The sequence below is a fragment of the Facklamia hominis CCUG 36813 genome, assembly GCF_000301035.1.
In the GTDB taxonomy this organism is placed as follows: domain Bacteria; phylum Bacillota; class Bacilli; order Lactobacillales; family Aerococcaceae; genus Facklamia; species Facklamia hominis.
In genome coordinates this window covers 1,592,768-1,607,403 of sequence record NZ_JH932292.1, presented here as the reverse complement: position 1 = coordinate 1,607,403, position 14,636 = coordinate 1,592,768, and the positions used below count along the sequence as shown (strand labels likewise).

General features: G+C 43.9%; 16 protein-coding genes. 1 reads left to right on the top strand and 15 read right to left on the bottom strand.

Translation table 11 applies throughout. The features are described 5' to 3' along the window. The 15 genes from HMPREF9706_RS07525 to ytpR all read right to left on the bottom strand — a co-directional run. Window positions 1–2,048: Ig-like domain-containing protein (locus tag HMPREF9706_RS07525; protein ID WP_006908774.1), on the bottom strand; the 2,048-nt coding region annotated here is incomplete at its 3' end. Between the two features lie 430 nt (window positions 2,049–2,478). Beyond that, on the bottom strand, window positions 2,479–2,970 hold the full coding sequence (locus tag HMPREF9706_RS07520; protein ID WP_006908773.1) for a prolyl-tRNA synthetase associated domain-containing protein: 492 nt from the start codon (window positions 2,968–2,970) through the stop codon (window positions 2,479–2,481). A 14-nt stretch (window positions 2,971–2,984) separates the two neighbouring features. After that, entirely contained in the window at window positions 2,985–3,665 is a 681-nt protein-coding gene (locus HMPREF9706_RS07515; protein ID WP_006908772.1) for an RluA family pseudouridine synthase, read from the bottom strand. A 64-nt stretch (window positions 3,666–3,729) separates the two neighbouring features. Continuing rightward, entirely contained in the window at window positions 3,730–4,083 is a 354-nt protein-coding gene (locus HMPREF9706_RS07510; protein WP_051009499.1) for a DUF4256 domain-containing protein, read from the bottom strand. Continuing rightward, on the bottom strand, window positions 4,058–4,237 hold the full coding sequence (locus tag HMPREF9706_RS09305; protein WP_006908771.1) for a hypothetical protein: 180 nt from the start codon (window positions 4,235–4,237) through the stop codon (window positions 4,058–4,060). The genes HMPREF9706_RS07510 and HMPREF9706_RS09305 overlap by 26 nt, the downstream gene beginning before the upstream one ends. A gap of 5 nt (window positions 4,238–4,242) precedes the next feature. Next, window positions 4,243–5,064, bottom strand: a complete 822-nt coding sequence (locus HMPREF9706_RS07500; RefSeq protein ID WP_006908770.1) for a TatD family hydrolase — start codon at window positions 5,062–5,064, stop codon at window positions 4,243–4,245. Next, a complete protein-coding gene (locus tag HMPREF9706_RS07495; protein ID WP_006908769.1) occupies window positions 5,048–5,812 on the bottom strand; it encodes a tRNA threonylcarbamoyladenosine dehydratase in 765 nt (254 codons plus the stop codon). Before HMPREF9706_RS07495 ends, HMPREF9706_RS07500 begins: the two co-directional genes overlap by 17 nt. Window positions 5,813–5,889: 77 nt before the next feature. Next, window positions 5,890–6,309: a GNAT family N-acetyltransferase gene (locus HMPREF9706_RS07490; RefSeq protein ID WP_006908768.1), complete on the bottom strand. Its 420-nt coding sequence runs from the start codon at window positions 6,307–6,309 to the stop codon at window positions 5,890–5,892. Window positions 6,310–6,323: 14 nt separating this feature from the next. Further along, window positions 6,324–6,569 carry a hypothetical protein gene (locus tag HMPREF9706_RS07485; protein WP_006908767.1) on the bottom strand — a complete coding sequence of 82 codons (246 nt, stop codon included), beginning with the start codon at window positions 6,567–6,569 and terminating at the stop codon, window positions 6,324–6,326. A gap of 19 nt (window positions 6,570–6,588) precedes the next feature. After that, on the bottom strand, window positions 6,589–7,014 hold the full coding sequence (locus HMPREF9706_RS07480) for a DUF3021 domain-containing protein (RefSeq protein ID WP_006908766.1): 426 nt from the start codon (window positions 7,012–7,014) through the stop codon (window positions 6,589–6,591). A gap of 8 nt (window positions 7,015–7,022) precedes the next feature. Next, on the bottom strand, window positions 7,023–7,463 hold the full coding sequence (locus tag HMPREF9706_RS07475) for a LytTR family DNA-binding domain-containing protein (protein ID WP_006908765.1): 441 nt from the start codon (window positions 7,461–7,463) through the stop codon (window positions 7,023–7,025). Window positions 7,464–7,946: 483 nt separating this feature from the next. Further along, window positions 7,947–10,610 (bottom strand): DNA polymerase I, encoded by a 2,664-nt coding sequence (gene polA, locus HMPREF9706_RS07470; RefSeq protein ID WP_040444653.1) that lies wholly within the window; start codon window positions 10,608–10,610, stop codon window positions 7,947–7,949. An 840-nt stretch (window positions 10,611–11,450) separates the two neighbouring features. Beyond that, complete coding sequence (murC, locus tag HMPREF9706_RS07465) at window positions 11,451–12,785, bottom strand: UDP-N-acetylmuramate--L-alanine ligase (RefSeq protein ID WP_006908763.1); 1,335 nt, start codon at window positions 12,783–12,785, stop codon at window positions 11,451–11,453. A gap of 5 nt (window positions 12,786–12,790) precedes the next feature. Further along, complete coding sequence (locus HMPREF9706_RS07460; protein ID WP_231285864.1) at window positions 12,791–13,333, bottom strand: hypothetical protein; 543 nt, start codon at window positions 13,331–13,333, stop codon at window positions 12,791–12,793. 18 nt (window positions 13,334–13,351) lie between these two features. Then, window positions 13,352–13,987: a YtpR family tRNA-binding protein gene (gene ytpR, locus HMPREF9706_RS07455; RefSeq protein WP_006908761.1), complete on the bottom strand. Its 636-nt coding sequence runs from the start codon at window positions 13,985–13,987 to the stop codon at window positions 13,352–13,354. Window positions 13,988–14,217: 230 nt separating this feature from the next. Here ytpR and HMPREF9706_RS07450 point away from each other — a divergent pair, with 230 nt between their 5' ends. Then, on the top strand, window positions 14,218–14,544 hold the full coding sequence (locus HMPREF9706_RS07450; protein WP_006908760.1) for a hypothetical protein: 327 nt from the start codon (window positions 14,218–14,220) through the stop codon (window positions 14,542–14,544). The last annotated feature ends 92 nt before the right edge of the window (window positions 14,545–14,636 follow it).

Sequence of the window (14,636 nt, the reverse complement as noted above, 5' to 3'; positions counted from 1 at the left end):
TCCTTCTTACCTTCTTGAAGCTCGCCATCTTCAGATTTTCTTCCGGTTTCAACACCATCTTGATCTTTGGTGATATAGATGTGGTGTTCGATGAATGAACCTTTAGTAACGACTTGTTTTTGATAAGTATAGGTTACTTCAAGTTTTTCACCATTGATATAGTTACCTGTAGTTTCTGCGCCATTTGAATCAAATTTAACTTCAGATTTTTTAGCACTATCACCACTTGCTTCAACTTTTACAAGTTTATAACCATAGTTATCCACTTCACTTGTAACTAGTTTTTTGTCTTTATCTTTCTTAGACGTCTCATAACTAGTTTCATCAAAACCAGTTGTTTCATCGCCGTCCCACGTTATAGTTTCTTCAGAAACGACATTACCATTTTCATCAATGCTTTGATAAATGTGGTGTTCTTGGAATGACCCATGTTTAATATCTCTTTCATAGATATAGGTTACTTCTTTAGTTTTTCCAGCTTCGTAGTTACCACGAGCAAAGGTTCCATCTGTATTATATACTGGGTTCTCTACTAATTTATCTGTATCTACCCTTACAAATTTAAAATCATCAATTTCGTTTTTGTTTGTAAAGTATGTGTCGTAATCGTAACCTTCCATTTTGTTTGAATGAAGAGTAAATGTCTTGTCTTCTTGAAGTACTCCATCTACTTTTGTGTAATAAATGTGATGTTCTTTGAAGTAACCAATTTTATTGCCTTGCGCCTCAGTATCTCCTTCAGTCTTTACAATATTATTGTCCATAACGTGGAATCTAGTTCCATCACCATAAAAAGTTGCTCTTGAGTATACATTATTTCCAGTTTTGCTTGGTGCAGCAATAGATTTAACCGTAACAATATAAGGACTGTCAATATTATCATGACGTAGATTCTTATCTCCATTTTCGGCAAATGTGATTTCAATACCGCCATCTCTAAAAGTGGTCTTAACCATTGTTTGTTCATCAGTTTTAACCGGGTTTTCTATTATTGCATTTGGTAGTTTAGTTCCTGAAGGTAATTTTTGAATTGATACTTTTGTGTTTTCTTTCGTATAGTTTACATCAGAAGGAGTTTTATCTGGTGTTAATCCATCGATAAACATAGCAACTTTACCGGTAGCCCAGTTTCTATTAGATGTTGTAATAGTTTTTGAGTCAGGGTTAATATAAAATACTTGAGTAAATTCACCGGTTTCAGGATTAAATTCAGTAATTTGACTCATACCATTTAGGTTATTTCCAGTGTAAAATGGTTTGCCATACTCAACATTAATATTATGTTCATCTACTTTATCTCCTAATTTAATAGAGATTTTTTCATTTTCTGTGTTATTGGGAACTTTTGTTTTGTCAATATAGGCAAAACCCTTTATAGATACTACTACATTTCTTTGATCGTTGATGTTTTCGTTGAAAGTGTATTTGATGGTGCTTCTATCAGTTCTAATACCATCAGCAACAACTGTTCCGTCGATTTCTATTGGATATTCATTTTCGTGATCTGGTTCGATTCCCTTTAAACTGAGGTTATCTGAAAGGTCAATTGTAAAGTAATCTCCTGCAATTGTTCCCTTTGGAGATGTGAAGAAAACTTCCCAACCAATTGCTTCTCCATCATCTGGTTTAACAGTTCCTTTTGTTTCGTGTCCTTCTTCTGTTAAGGCAACATATTTGCTTTGAACATCATTCGAAATATCTTTTGGTGCTCTATTTTCCGGAGCACTAACAGCTTGAGCTTCACTTAAATCAGCTATTTCTAATTCTGACTCCGCATTTTCAGATGGATTCCCTTCGTCACTAACCTCACCAGCAACCGTTTCAGTAGGTGTACTATTCGTTTCTACGGATTCCGATGGGATCGATTGTTCTGGAGAAGCCGTATCCATCGCTTCTTCTTGAGCATTCACGGCTGTTGGTGCCGCATAGATCATAAATCCTAACATACAGGATGCTAACCCAAATGAAACTTTGCGCATTCCATAACGCGGCTTACGATTCGCAGATCGTAACTGCTTATCGTTAATTAATTTTTTAGCTTTTTCCACTATTAAATTCCTCCTATTCAAATCTGACAACAGGTAGTCAATATAGATTCACTCTAAATTGCTAATAAATTATAGCAATTATTAATCAATAAGTAAAACAAAACGATGAACTCTCATCAAATTCATATTTAAAATCGATTTTTAATTGATTACTATTATTACATTAAAAAAGCCTTTGAATTTGCTTCCATGAAAGTAAGTGAATAGTTTTATCGTTGATGAAGCATTCAATGATCCATTAACTCAGAAAATAATCACTAAGCAATTTAAACTTTCATTGAATCATCTTTGATTTTATTTACTATTCCGAAAGAGGCCATTCATTCTTTATGATTCACTTGCTAAGACATTAATGAAAGCACATAAAAAAGCAAGCCTTTTCGATTGGCTTGCTTTCTTGGTAGTTTCTCTTCTATATGTTAAGGAGCCTCTATATCTCAACCACAGTGACCTCGTTGCCATGTTCTTGGATCAAGGCAATGAGGTCTGCTGGCTTCAACCAGATCGAAGCGGTATTCTCATTGGGATGCATCCCCACTAAGGCTTCCTCACCGGCTAAGTCCTGGTCCAAATAATAATGAACCCGATGTTCCCGGTCATTCAAGAGGCCTAAGGGCGACACCGAACCAGGGGTGAGTCCTAAGAGAGCTTCCATGTCTTCCGGTGATGCAAAGGAGAGACGACGAGTCTCCTGCTTCTTGCGGAAGTCCTTGAGGTCAACCCGCTTTTCACCTCGTACTGTAATAAGATAATAGTTTCTTTTTTTATCATCGCGGACAAAGAGATTCTTAGCATTATATTCCGCATGAGGCAAGTCCAATTCTCCCAGTGCCTCCATATCAAAAACAGCTGGGTGCTCTACCACATCATACCAAATCCCTTTTTCTTTTAATAAATCATAAATGGCTTGTTTATCGTACATGCAGCCGCTCCTTTCTACTGACTGATCAAAGCTTGGAAATCCTGCCAAATCGAGCTTGAGGGTGGCCGACAAGTGATCGCCACTGGCTCTTTTCGAGTAGGATGGTTAAATTGTAACTGATAAGCCCATAGGGCAATCTGCTGCCCCGGTTGGGCTTTTGGATTGTATTTTTGATCACCCCACAAAGGGTGGCCCGCTGTTTTGAATTGAACCCGAATCTGATGCGACCGCCCAGTATGTAGGCGGACTTGAACCAGACTTCGACCCTGACTTTGGGCTAGACGCTGATAGGTCAAGCGGGCCTTCTTGCCCTTGGGGTGCTTGGCATCCACCGCATAGACCTGATTCTTGCGCTGGTCCTTGTAGAGATAATGGTCCAACTGACCACTCGCCCCTGGATCGCCTTCAACGACCGCCCAGTAGACTCGGTCAAACTGTTGCGACTGAAGCTGCTTGGCTAAGCGGCCAGCCGCCTTAGAGGTCTTGGCAAAGACCATGACTCCACCCACTGGCCGATCTAAGCGGTGAACCAGCCCTAAATAGACCTGCCCCGACTTATGGTCACGCACTTTAATCATTTGTTTCAACTGTGTCAATAGGTCCAAGTCGCCTGATCGATCTCCTTGAGATAAGCAGTTAACCGGCTTGTTGACGACTAATACATGATTATCCTCATAGAGAATCTCAACCGTCACGTCATCCCACCTTTTATTATCCTAGGACCATCATAGCATGACCCCTCACTAAAAGAAAGCCAGGCTAAGACTTGGGCCAGTCCGTCAACAATAAATATGTCCTGAAACCGCGCCCTTTATAATAGGATTCGGCCCCATTATGGTAGATAAAGCTGGTTTGATAGCGGTATTCTCCAAATAAAGCCCCACCTAGCTCTCGAATATTCGGCGGGGTTAATAACCAGCTAGACCCCTTTTCATCCAGAGGAAGAAGGGCTTGGATAGCCAGATATTGATCGGGGGTCAATAAGTCCGACCCCAAATGGGCCAGCTCTTCCAGCACCGACGAAACCGGCGGAAACTTCTTAAGCCCCAGACGCGCTGTCTGGTCATAACAGAGACTCTCCCGTTCTTTAGGGGCTTTTTGATAGCAATCCAATAAAGTCGGCCCGGCAAATGGTCAGGTCTCCCCAGCTAATACTTTCATGCCTTTGAGGATGCGCCTCAAAACGAGCCTTGATGGCCTGAATCGCCGGTAAGGCCTCTAACTGAGCGAGCGTTTTTATTGAATTAAGATCATCCAATGGCGTCATGATGGTCACTCCTTTTCTATCGCAGGCCAAACGTCCCCGTATACCTGGACTTGGTTGGCTTGAATCTGTGCCCACATATCGGTCTGTCTGAGATCGCTTAAAGCCGTCACGATCTCTTCCAAGCTGTGAACTTCTGCTTGCACCAAGCGATCTAATTCCTGATCACTAGCTAGGCTAATCGCTTCTGTCGGGGCATCTGTCTCCAAGAGCAGGCGGTCTGCTGGGACTTGCCTTAAGTAGGCACGGCCTTTTTTACGGGTAAAATGACTGGGGTGAACGGACAAATAACCTCCACGGCGAATATGCCGGGTCAATTCATCACTGGTCCCATTAAAACGATGGAGAATGACCCGGTGAACCCTTCCATCCAGGTCGATTTGATCGAGTAAGTCTAGGAAGTCGCTGGTCGAACGCACGGTATGGACGGATAATACAGCGGGACGATCCAAGCCCTTGATCGCCAGCAAGATCTGCTTCAAGACGGCTAACTGGAGATCCTTAGGTGCTTGGTCCAACCGCTTGGGGGCATAGTCCAAGCCAATCTCCCCAATAAAGGATTGATGCCTCCTTGAAAGCAAATCCTCAAAAGTCGCCAACTCTTCTTGAGCTTGCGATTCACTCTGGATCCACCAAGGATGAAAACCCAGCGAAGCTTGGACTGCTGAACTGACACCCGCTAAAGACTGGACTAAGGCTGAAAATTGAGAAGGGAGAACGGTTTGAGCGACCAAACCGATCCCTTGCCGGTGGACTTGATTGATAAAGGCTTGACGCTGAGTAAGGTCTTGTAGGTAATCCAGGTGATAGTGACTATCCAGTAGGACCATTAACCACGCCCCCTTGAGAAGCATCCAAGTTGAGAATCTGCCGGATCACCTTACCAGCCATCATCATCCCCATAATCGGCGGCATATAGGACATGGTGCCTAGGGTATGTTCCTTGGCCGAAGAGGCTGGATCTTGAATATTGACCGGTAATTCATCCGAGAAAATAACGGTCAATTTTTCAATACCGGCTTGTCGGTACTTGGCACGCAAGGCGCGGGACAGTGGGCAATTATAGGTGTCGTAGATATCGGCAAAGCGCAGATGCTGAGGATCCAACTTATTCCCCGCCCCCATGGCTGCCAAAAGAGGCAGACCTTGAGCTTGGCACCACTGGGCGATGGCAACCTTGCTGGGTACATGGTCGATACAGTCAATCACATAGTCGGGGCGAGGCAGGACTGCCAATTGGTCAGCCACTGTCTCCCGAGTCAAGGCGACTTGAACGGCGGTGACCTGACAGGCTGGATTAATCTCCTGGATGATGTCCGTCATGACCGCCACCTTGGGTCGCCCCACCGTTGAACTATAGGCCACAGCTTGGCGGTTAATGTTGGTGATATCCACCACGTCCTGGTCCAACAAGATTAAGTTGCCGACACCCCCACGAGCGAGCGCCTCTGCACAATTGGATCCCACGCCCCCGATCCCTAAGACGAGGACCCGGGCATTTTCTAGCTGGTCTAAACCAGCTTGTCCCATCAATAATCGAATCCGCGCAAAGCGGTTATCAGTTTGCTTACTTGTCATTTTCTTCCCTCATTCATTCTAAGTTGATCGCTCTTAGTATAACAAAAAGACCCGCTGAGCTCACGGGTCTTGATGGCTTACTGGTTATTTTCAGGGGCATAGGTATAGGTCAAACACTGCCAATCATTCAGGTCGACAAAGCCCATGGACTCATAAAAAGCCCGCGTCTTGGCGGTATCATCCGTACATAAATGCATCTGATAGACCTTTGAATAAGTCGCTAGAGTCTGGGACAAGAGCTCGGTACCAATCCCCTGCCGTTGATAATCGGGCAGGACCAGAATATCTTGAATAAAAATAATGGTCGCCCCGTCTCCCACACAACGCAGGAGTCCGACCAAGCGATCTTGATCCATACAAGCTAGAACATAAAGACTTTGATCCAATCCCTGACGCAAGCGATCGGGCTGGTCGGTATAATTAGTCCAACCTACCGCTTGATACAAGGCTAAGACTTGATCAAAATCCAGTTGAGGGTTCACTAAATAGCGATACATAAAACAGCTCCTTTCTAGAGCAAAGATTCATCAAGCAACAAGTCCTTGATGAGACGGTTTTGGTCTAAATAATAGGCTAACTGTTTCTTATCATAGCTGTATTGCTTGTCCATAAATATTTTACACGCCTTCAATTGATCACTCAATCCCTTTATCTTTTCTGAATCAATCTCATCCAAACTGTGGGCAATTTGATTACGAGCTTCATTAATGATGTACATTTGATTAGCAAATTGATAGGCGTCACTCTTTCGTTCCATGTAATCTCAATCTGGAATGTTATAACTTTTTGTTGATGTTTCCTATCATATTTTTTTCATAAATATAAAAGGCAAATGAAATAAGCAAATAGACGCCAATAAAAGTGATGGCAGAAAATACTAAGCTAATATTATAATCAAACCATCTTAGGTAAAGGCCTGCAAAGATAAAATAGATAAACATTGCACAGAAATGGATGGTGTGACTTAGATAAGCTGCCCTATTCTTGTTTTTGAGAATATTATCCATTAGGACTGAGACAATGCCGAATCCACCATAGACTAGGCATTGGATAATTTTTGCATAACCTGGTGCTTGGCTTGCTACAAAGCCTGGTACTCCAACTAAATTTGCTTTAAATATCATAGATAAAATCGCCTCAATTAAGGCGCCTATTCCTACTCCAGCCAAAAATCCAACTAATAAATCTTTAAAATTTTTCATAAGTCCTCCTAAAGGCCAAGAGCCTTTCTAAATTCTTTTAAATTTCTCCTAGATACATAAGCAACATCTCCGTTTTTAAGTTCAACTGCAATTGTCCCTGTAAAAGAGAGGTCAAGCTTTTTGACAAAGTCGAGATTTACAATATCTGAGCGAGATATTCTAATAAACTTCCTTTCATCAAGTCTCTGATCTAATTCATAAAGAGTTAGCCTTGATGACAAAGTTCCGTTCTTTGTCTTTATAAAAACACTCTTATCTTGAGTGAAGATTCTTATAATTTCTTCATGGGAAAGTAGGATAACCTCCTTATTATGAAAGGCAACAAGTTTATCTACTAATCTATCTGCTAGCAAATCTTTTATGGTTTCAACTTCCTTAGAATACTCCTTTGCAAATATTTTCACCCTTGTTTCTTCAACGGTTTCATCAATTATGATATCAATTTTCATCCCTGCCTCCACCTCCTGATTCTATTATAGAACTTATTCTAGCTTTATTTATTCCATTTCTGACAAATGGTCAAAATTTAGGGATAAGTGGTCCCCTGTCATCAAGGAACAATTATGTTATCTCATCTAAAGTCGACCCGGCCTTGTAAAGGAATAAAGCTGAAAAAAGTCGCTCTGATGAGAATAAAGGACTGGCTTCAACTAAGTATCCATGACCAAAATGCGTCTGAAAAAAGGTCATTCGATACAATTGGAATGTCATTGGATCACCCCACTTACTTAATTATAAATCCTTTTTAAATCAATACTTTTACCTAATTAGAGAAAGCGTCCTCTTTCTGTGTATCTTTAACAATCTCTTTGCCTATATTAGTCACACTCAACATTCTTCTCCCCCACCACAAAAAAGCCGTGACCTCACAGGGATCACGGCTTTTAAAGTCATCTTAAATTCTAATCTAAGATCATAAGACCCTTCTAGGCTTACTTGAGGTCATACCAGTTGTCCCCAATATGATCATCGACCTTGAGGGGAACCGATAGATCAGCGGCCGATTCCATGACCTCAACGACTAATTTTTGTAGTTGAGGCATTTCTTCCTTAGGCCCTTCTAAGATTAATTCGTCATGGATCTGTAAAAGAAGACGAGAAGACAAGCCTTCTTCTTCCAAGCGAGCCTGTAAGCGAACCATGGCTAGCTTAATAATATCTGCGGCCGTTCCTTGGATGGGCGAGTTCATGGCCGTTCGTTCGGCAAAGGACCGCAAGTTAAAGTTCTTGGCATGGATATCCGGTAGATAGCGCCGACGGTGGAAAAGGGTGGAAACATAGCCATCGCTTTTAGCTTGTTCGACAATCTCATCCATATACTGGCGAATCTTAGGGAACTCTTCAAAATACCGGTCAATAAAGGTCTTGGCTGCCTGCCTAGAGATATTCAAGTTCTGGGACAGACCATAATCAGAAATCCCATACACAATTCCAAAGTTAACCGCCTTGGCCTGGCGACGATGGTCGGCGTCCACTTCCTGGCCTTCGTCCAATTGGAAGACCCGTCTAGCTGTCGCCGAGTGAATATCTTCCCCATTTTGGAAGGCCCGCTTCATGTGCTCGTCACCCGATATATGCGCTAAGACCCGTAGCTCGATTTGCGAATAATCCGCCCCTAGCATCTGCCAGCCTGACTGACTAGGCACGAAGGCAGCCCGCACCAAACGCCCTTCTTCGATTCGAATCGGTATATTTTGTAGATTAGGATCGGTGGATGATAGGCGCCCTGTTTGGGTCAGGGTTTGAGTATAGCGGGTATGAATCTTGCCGTCCTCCTTGATAAAGGGCTGCAGACCTGCCAGGTAGGTGGATTGTAATTTGGCAATTTGCCGGTAGTCCAGAATAGCTTGAATAATTGGATGGACCTGGACCAACTTATCCAAGACATCCGCAGCCGTCGAATAACCCGTCTTGGTCTTCTTAATCACCGGCAACTTCAATTCTTCGAATAGGACCTGCCCCAATTGCTTGGGTGAATTCACATTAAAGGAGTGGCCAGCTAGATCATAGATCGACTTCTCCATTTGGGCTAGACGGGCCAATACCTCTTGATTCTTAGCTTCCAATACTTCTTGGTTGACCTTAATTCCCGTGATCTCCATCTTGGCTAAGCATCGGGCTAGCGGTTGTTCCATCTCGCGGTACAAGCCAACCATATCTAACTCTTCCAACTTGGCCAACAAGGGCTCCATCAAAGCATGGAGGCATTGCAGCTTCAAGACCAAGTGACCCTGAAAGACCGTCTTATCTTCCGGAACGCCCTTCTTGACTCCTTTACCATAGACTTCCACATCGTAAGGGATCACTTGACCCAGACCAAAGCTTTGGCTTAAGTCCGCCAATTCATGCGTCTGGAGGGTATCCACCAGATAGGCCATGATGGAGACATCTTCGCCCATTCCAGCTAGATCAAGTCCATAACGGGCTGCGATCACCGCTTCCTTCTTAAAGTCCAGGCAATCCTTTAACTTGGAGGAATCCTCCAACCAGGCTTTGAAGGCCGGATTGGTAAAGGCAAGGTCAGCCGAAGTAACATAGGCTTTTTTGGTCTCGGGGTCTGCCCAACAGACCGCTTCAACCTTGGCAAAATGATAATTTTCGTCCAATTGCTCGGTATGGTAAATCCCTCTATCCGGCCAAGCCAAGCCGTCAAAGTCTGCTTGATCTTCCAACACCAGCAAGTCAAAGTCCGCCAAGCTAGCCGATGGATCATCCAGCACCGACTTCGCATCCAATTCTTGTAAAAAGGATTGGAAATCCAACTGACGGTAGAGATCATTCAAGGCTTGCGTATCCATCTCGCCTCGTTCGATATCTGCAAGATCAATCTCTAAGGGAACATCCAAGAGGATCCGGGCTAGATCTTTGGATAAAAAGGCCTGGTCTTTGTCCTTGATAATATTCTCCTTGAGCTTAGAAGCTTTTAACTGATCCAGGGATTGATAGAGGCCCTCCACCGAACCGAATTGATGGAGCAACTTGAGAGCCGTCTTTTCACCCACGCGAGTGATGCCAGGATAATTATCTGAACTATCTCCCATCAGCCCCTTCATATCAATGATTTGTTCCGGACGAATCCCCCATTTTTCCTGAATGGTAGTCGGTGAATAGACCACTAAGTCCGACACACCCTTACGCGTAATATAGACCGTGACCTGATCGCTGGCTAGCTGGGTCAAGTCCTTATCACCGGATAGGACGACCACCTGGTCCTTAGGATCCGCCAAGCGTGACAGCGTCCCGATAATATCATCCGCTTCATAATAATCCATGGCATAGTGGCGAATCCCATACCCCTCTAAGAGCGGTGCAAAATAAGGCATTTGCTCGGTAAATTCCGCCGGCGTCTTGGACCGTCCGCCCTTATACTGGTCGAACTTCTCCTTACGAATCGTATTCGGACTCTTATCAAAAGCAACCAAGACATGACTCGGCTCAAACTCCGCTAAAACATTATCCAACATCCGCTTAAAAGAATAAATCGCATTCGTATGTAATCCTTGTCGATTGGTAAAACGATCAATATCTAAAATCGAATAAAAAGCTCGAAAAGCCAAACTCGAACCATCAATTAACAATATCTTCCTTGAAGACATAATACACCCCTTTACACAACAACCAAATCATAACCTGAACATTACCCTTTAATCATAACATGAAATAAAGAGAGAGTGTGAACAATTGCGTTTAGCGCCGCAGCGGTAAGTGAGCTTTCGAAACACTCAAAGAGTGTTCGAGAAAGATCGCTTACCGTCCAGGCGCTGCAATTGTGAACACGTTTAAAGAGAGTGCGACAAAAGTCGTTTAGAGCCGCAGAGCTAAGCAAAAACACGAACATTTTCAAAGAAAATGTTGAGGGTTTTAGCTTAGAGTCTAGGCTCTGACTTTTGGAGCACATTTTAAAGAGAGTGTGAACAATTGCGTTTAGCGCCGCAGCGGTAAGTGAGCTTTCGAAACACTCAAAGAGTGTTCGAGAAAGATCGCTTAACGTCCAGGCGCTGCAATTGTGAGCACGTTTTGAGAGAGTGCGACAAAAGTCGGGTACCTAACGGATGTAAGACTGTAAGTCGCTAAAGCAACAACAGTCTCAGCATCCCCTGTAGGCTAAGTAAGAAATCGATCGGAGTGACATTAGTCACGCAGAACGATTTTTGCTTAGACATAAGGGGATGCTCATCGAAGCACGTTTTGAGAGAGTGCGACAAAAGTCGTTTACCTAACGGATGTAAGACTGTAAGTTGCTAAAGCAACAACAGTCTCAGCATGCGCCGCAGCGGTAAGTGAGCCTTCGAAACACTCAAAAGAGTGTTCGAGAAGGATCGCTTAACGTCCAGGCGCTGCAATTGTGAGCACGTTTTGAGAGAGTGCGACCACAAGCCCCCCTCCCCAACAAAAAAGGCTGCAGCAAATGCTACAACCTTTTTCGATGAATCAGTCTATAAATGTTTAAGATTTAGGGCCCCATAAGCCTTCTCGAATTGATGGGCTAGATTATCAATATCCCCCGCTCCCATGAATAGGATCACTTCATCTTGGTAATCCATTAAAGGCGAAAGGTGGTTGGCCGAAATAATTTCGACTTTATCGTTGATCATCTGAGCCAAATCCTGAATCGTCACCTGACCGGATTGTTCCCGCGCAGAGGTGAAGATATCTACCAAATGCACCTCATCAGCCAGTGACAAGGCTTCCGCAAAGTCCTTAAGCAAGGCAATCGTCCGTGAAAAGGTATGCGGTTGGAAGACCGCTACTACTCGGCGATGAGGGTATTTTTGTTTGGCCGCATCAATGGTTGCCCGAATTTCGCTAGGGTGGTGGGCATAATCATCGATCACAATCAAATCTTGGACTTGCTTGACCGAAAAGCGTCGCTTAACCCCTGGGAAGGTCTTGAGATAACGAGCAATCTCATCCGCCTTAAAGCCTTCCAATTGTAGGAAGCAGATTACCGCCAAGGCATTCATAATATTATGCTTACCATAAGAAGGAATATGGAAGGAACCAAAGAGCTGGCCTTCGACCAAGACGTCAAAGTCTGAGCCCTCCTCGTTACGGCGAATATTTTGAGCACAAATATAATCTTCCGGATCCACTCCGTAATAATGAATCGGAACGGCAGTCTCTAATTGACGCAGATAGGGATCTTCCCCATAGGCAATGACACCTTTTTTGGTCTGATTCGCAAAGGTCTTAAAGGCATCAAAGACATCTTCAATCGAATGATAATAATCCGGATGGTCAAAGTCCACATTAGTAATAATGGCATAGTCAGGCTCATAAGCTAGGAAGTGGCGGCGGTATTCACAAGCCTCTAGGGCGAAGTACTCAGCCGCTTCATTCCCATAGCCCGTCCCATCTCCAATGAGATAAGAAGTTGGGGTCAAATGACCCAAGCAGTGTGCCAAGAGCCCAGTGGTTGAGGTCTTTCCGTGGCAACCGGTCACAGCCACCGAAGTATAGGACTGAATTAACTCTCCTAGGAAGTCATGGTAACGATAAATGGTCAAGCCGAGTTCACGGGCCTTGGCTAATTCGGGGTGATCATCCGTAAAAGCATTCCCCGCAATAATGGTTAAGCCTGGCTGGATATTATCGGCCGAAAAAGGCATCATTGGAATCTGAGCTTCTTCCAAGCCTTGTTGGGTGAAGAAATACTTCTCGATATCCGAGCCTTGAACGCGATAGCCTTCCCCAGCCAAAATCAGTGCTAAAGCCGACATCCCAGAACCTTTTATGCCGACAAAATGATACAAGCTATCTTTTGAAATCATACGTGTTATTCTCCTTTATCAAATAGTAAAAAAGAGTCTCGATTCTTAGCCAATCGTTGTAAAATAAAGCGATCGACCTGCCAGTAATCTTCCTTGGCCTTTTCAGAGGACGGCTGGCTAGTTTCCCCAGCGATCGGCATCGAATCCGCCGCAAGCCGCTCTTCTTCCATCTTTAAAGCTCGACTGGCAAGTTGCTTTTCTTTCGACAAAGAAACATTATAGTCCTTGCGAGGCCGGTTGGCTAGTAAATTCTCTTCGGCCATCCGAGTTTGCAATTTTTCAGAGTCCAAGCCTCGCTCAGCAGCCTTTAAAAAAGGAATCATATAGCTAGGGTCATTCGATTCGCCTGTCTCTTCCATTGGATCGTGCAGTCTCTCCTGCATGGATTGCTGGAATTTATTCAGCTCTGCGTTGGATTTTTTGGCTTGAAAAGCAGGCCGCTCTAAATCAAGCGGCTTAGCCTCCTTCCAACCCACCGGGTGCTTCCCCTTAAATTGACGTTTTTTCCGTCCCTGGTTAAAGGCCGGTCCTTGATAGTCTTGACTCATGGGATTCACCGACAAGACCTAGTCACGGTAATAGTCTACCACCCGTTCAAGGGGGGTTCCGACTTCGAATTTAGAAGGTAATTCCCAGATTCCCGGATAGTTTTCAATGGCTTCTAAGCCCAATTCACGGGTAGAACAGATCATGCCATTAGAAGCGACTCCTCTGAGTTCCCCTGGCCAAATAATGGCCCCACTTGGCATGACAGCACCTGGCTTAGCGACAATAACATACAAGCCTTGGGTGATATTCGCTGCTCCACAGACAATCTGCAAGACTTGGTCTTGGCTGACCCTGGTTTGGGTAATGTGTAGATGATCGGAATCTTCATGGTCAACACATTCTTCGACATAGCCCACCACAAAGCTTGGTCCTTCTTCCAAGGCTACGACCTCTTCAATACCATGCTCTTTTAGAGCTTGATTCAAGCTATCTAATTGTTCACTAGAAAGTTGAATTTGACCCACACCTTCTAAGGCGAGTAAGTCGCTAGCGTGATGTAAGTTAATCGACACCACTTGGTCGGTTTGACCATCCTTAACGAGCGTAAAGGGCCCCTTGTTTTCGCTGACAGTATGATTCCGATTTCCCTTATCACGGGTTAATAATAAAACATCCCCAACACCTGCTGGATTATAAAAAGCTAACCAATTCATTCTTATCTCCTCGATTCACGCATTATTTGATTCTTTATATAAGTGGCGCTGGAGGGAAAAAGCCTCCAGAAATTGCGCCTAGTCTCTTCATTATTTTGTCATAATTTAAGGCTAAAAGCAATTCTCAGGCAAAAGTCTATCCATAGCTGTTCTTTTTATGATATGATAGACAACAGATTTAATCCCGCTAGGGAAACAAGTAAACAAAGCCTAAGAAAGGAAGCAAGTCGATGGATTCTCAAAAAAATAACAATCTATTGGGAACGCTCATTTTACTATCGGGGATGGTGATCGGAGCATGCGGTGCCCTGCTTTACCATGAGAATAAGCCAAAGTCTGCCGGTACCGTCCTCCATCAGATCCGAGAGACCTTTAACCAAGGCGGAGAAGTCTGTGGTTCTTGGATCGACTACGATCCGGTCGAATACCATGGTTTCGACTCCCAACCCTTGGTCTATATGGGAGGAATCAGCCGTAAAGAAGAAGGTGAGATCGTCCACTATCGATTCGCAGCGGATGTCTACACCGGGGACATTCTCAATATTCAAGTCCAGTAAATGCTTAATAACGACGCTTAATAACCAAGCCTTAAGAGCTTTTGTGTTGTCGAACAAAGGCTCTTATTTTTTGTTGAGGATAAGCGATTGAG

Coding starts and splice junctions, on each gene's coding strand:
- HMPREF9706_RS07460 (WP_231285864.1), bottom strand. CDS start 13,333: ATGAGTCAAGACTATCAAGGACCGGCCTTTAACCAGGGACGGAAAAAA.
- HMPREF9706_RS07490 (WP_006908768.1), bottom strand. CDS start 6,309: ATGTATCGCTATTTAGTGAACCCTCAACTGGATTTTGATCAAGTCTTA.
- HMPREF9706_RS07475 (WP_006908765.1), bottom strand. CDS start 7,463: ATGAAAATTGATATCATAATTGATGAAACCGTTGAAGAAACAAGGGTG.
- HMPREF9706_RS09305 (WP_006908771.1), bottom strand. CDS start 4,237: ATGACGCCATTGGATGATCTTAATTCAATAAAAACGCTCGCTCAGTTA.
- murC (WP_006908763.1), bottom strand. CDS start 12,785: ATGATTTCAAAAGATAGCTTGTATCATTTTGTCGGCATAAAAGGTTCT.
- HMPREF9706_RS07520 (WP_006908773.1), bottom strand. CDS start 2,970: ATGTACGATAAACAAGCCATTTATGATTTATTAAAAGAAAAAGGGATT.
- HMPREF9706_RS07495 (WP_006908769.1), bottom strand. CDS start 5,812: ATGACAAGTAAGCAAACTGATAACCGCTTTGCGCGGATTCGATTATTG.
- HMPREF9706_RS07480 (WP_006908766.1), bottom strand. CDS start 7,014: ATGAAAAATTTTAAAGATTTATTAGTTGGATTTTTGGCTGGAGTAGGA.
- HMPREF9706_RS07485 (WP_006908767.1), bottom strand. CDS start 6,569: ATGGAACGAAAGAGTGACGCCTATCAATTTGCTAATCAAATGTACATC.
- HMPREF9706_RS07500 (WP_006908770.1), bottom strand. CDS start 5,064: ATGGTCCTACTGGATAGTCACTATCACCTGGATTACCTACAAGACCTT.
- ytpR (WP_006908761.1), bottom strand. CDS start 13,987: ATGAATTGGTTAGCTTTTTATAATCCAGCAGGTGTTGGGGATGTTTTA.
- HMPREF9706_RS07450 (WP_006908760.1), top strand. CDS start 14,218: ATGGATTCTCAAAAAAATAACAATCTATTGGGAACGCTCATTTTACTA.
- polA (WP_040444653.1), bottom strand. CDS start 10,610: ATGTCTTCAAGGAAGATATTGTTAATTGATGGTTCGAGTTTGGCTTTT.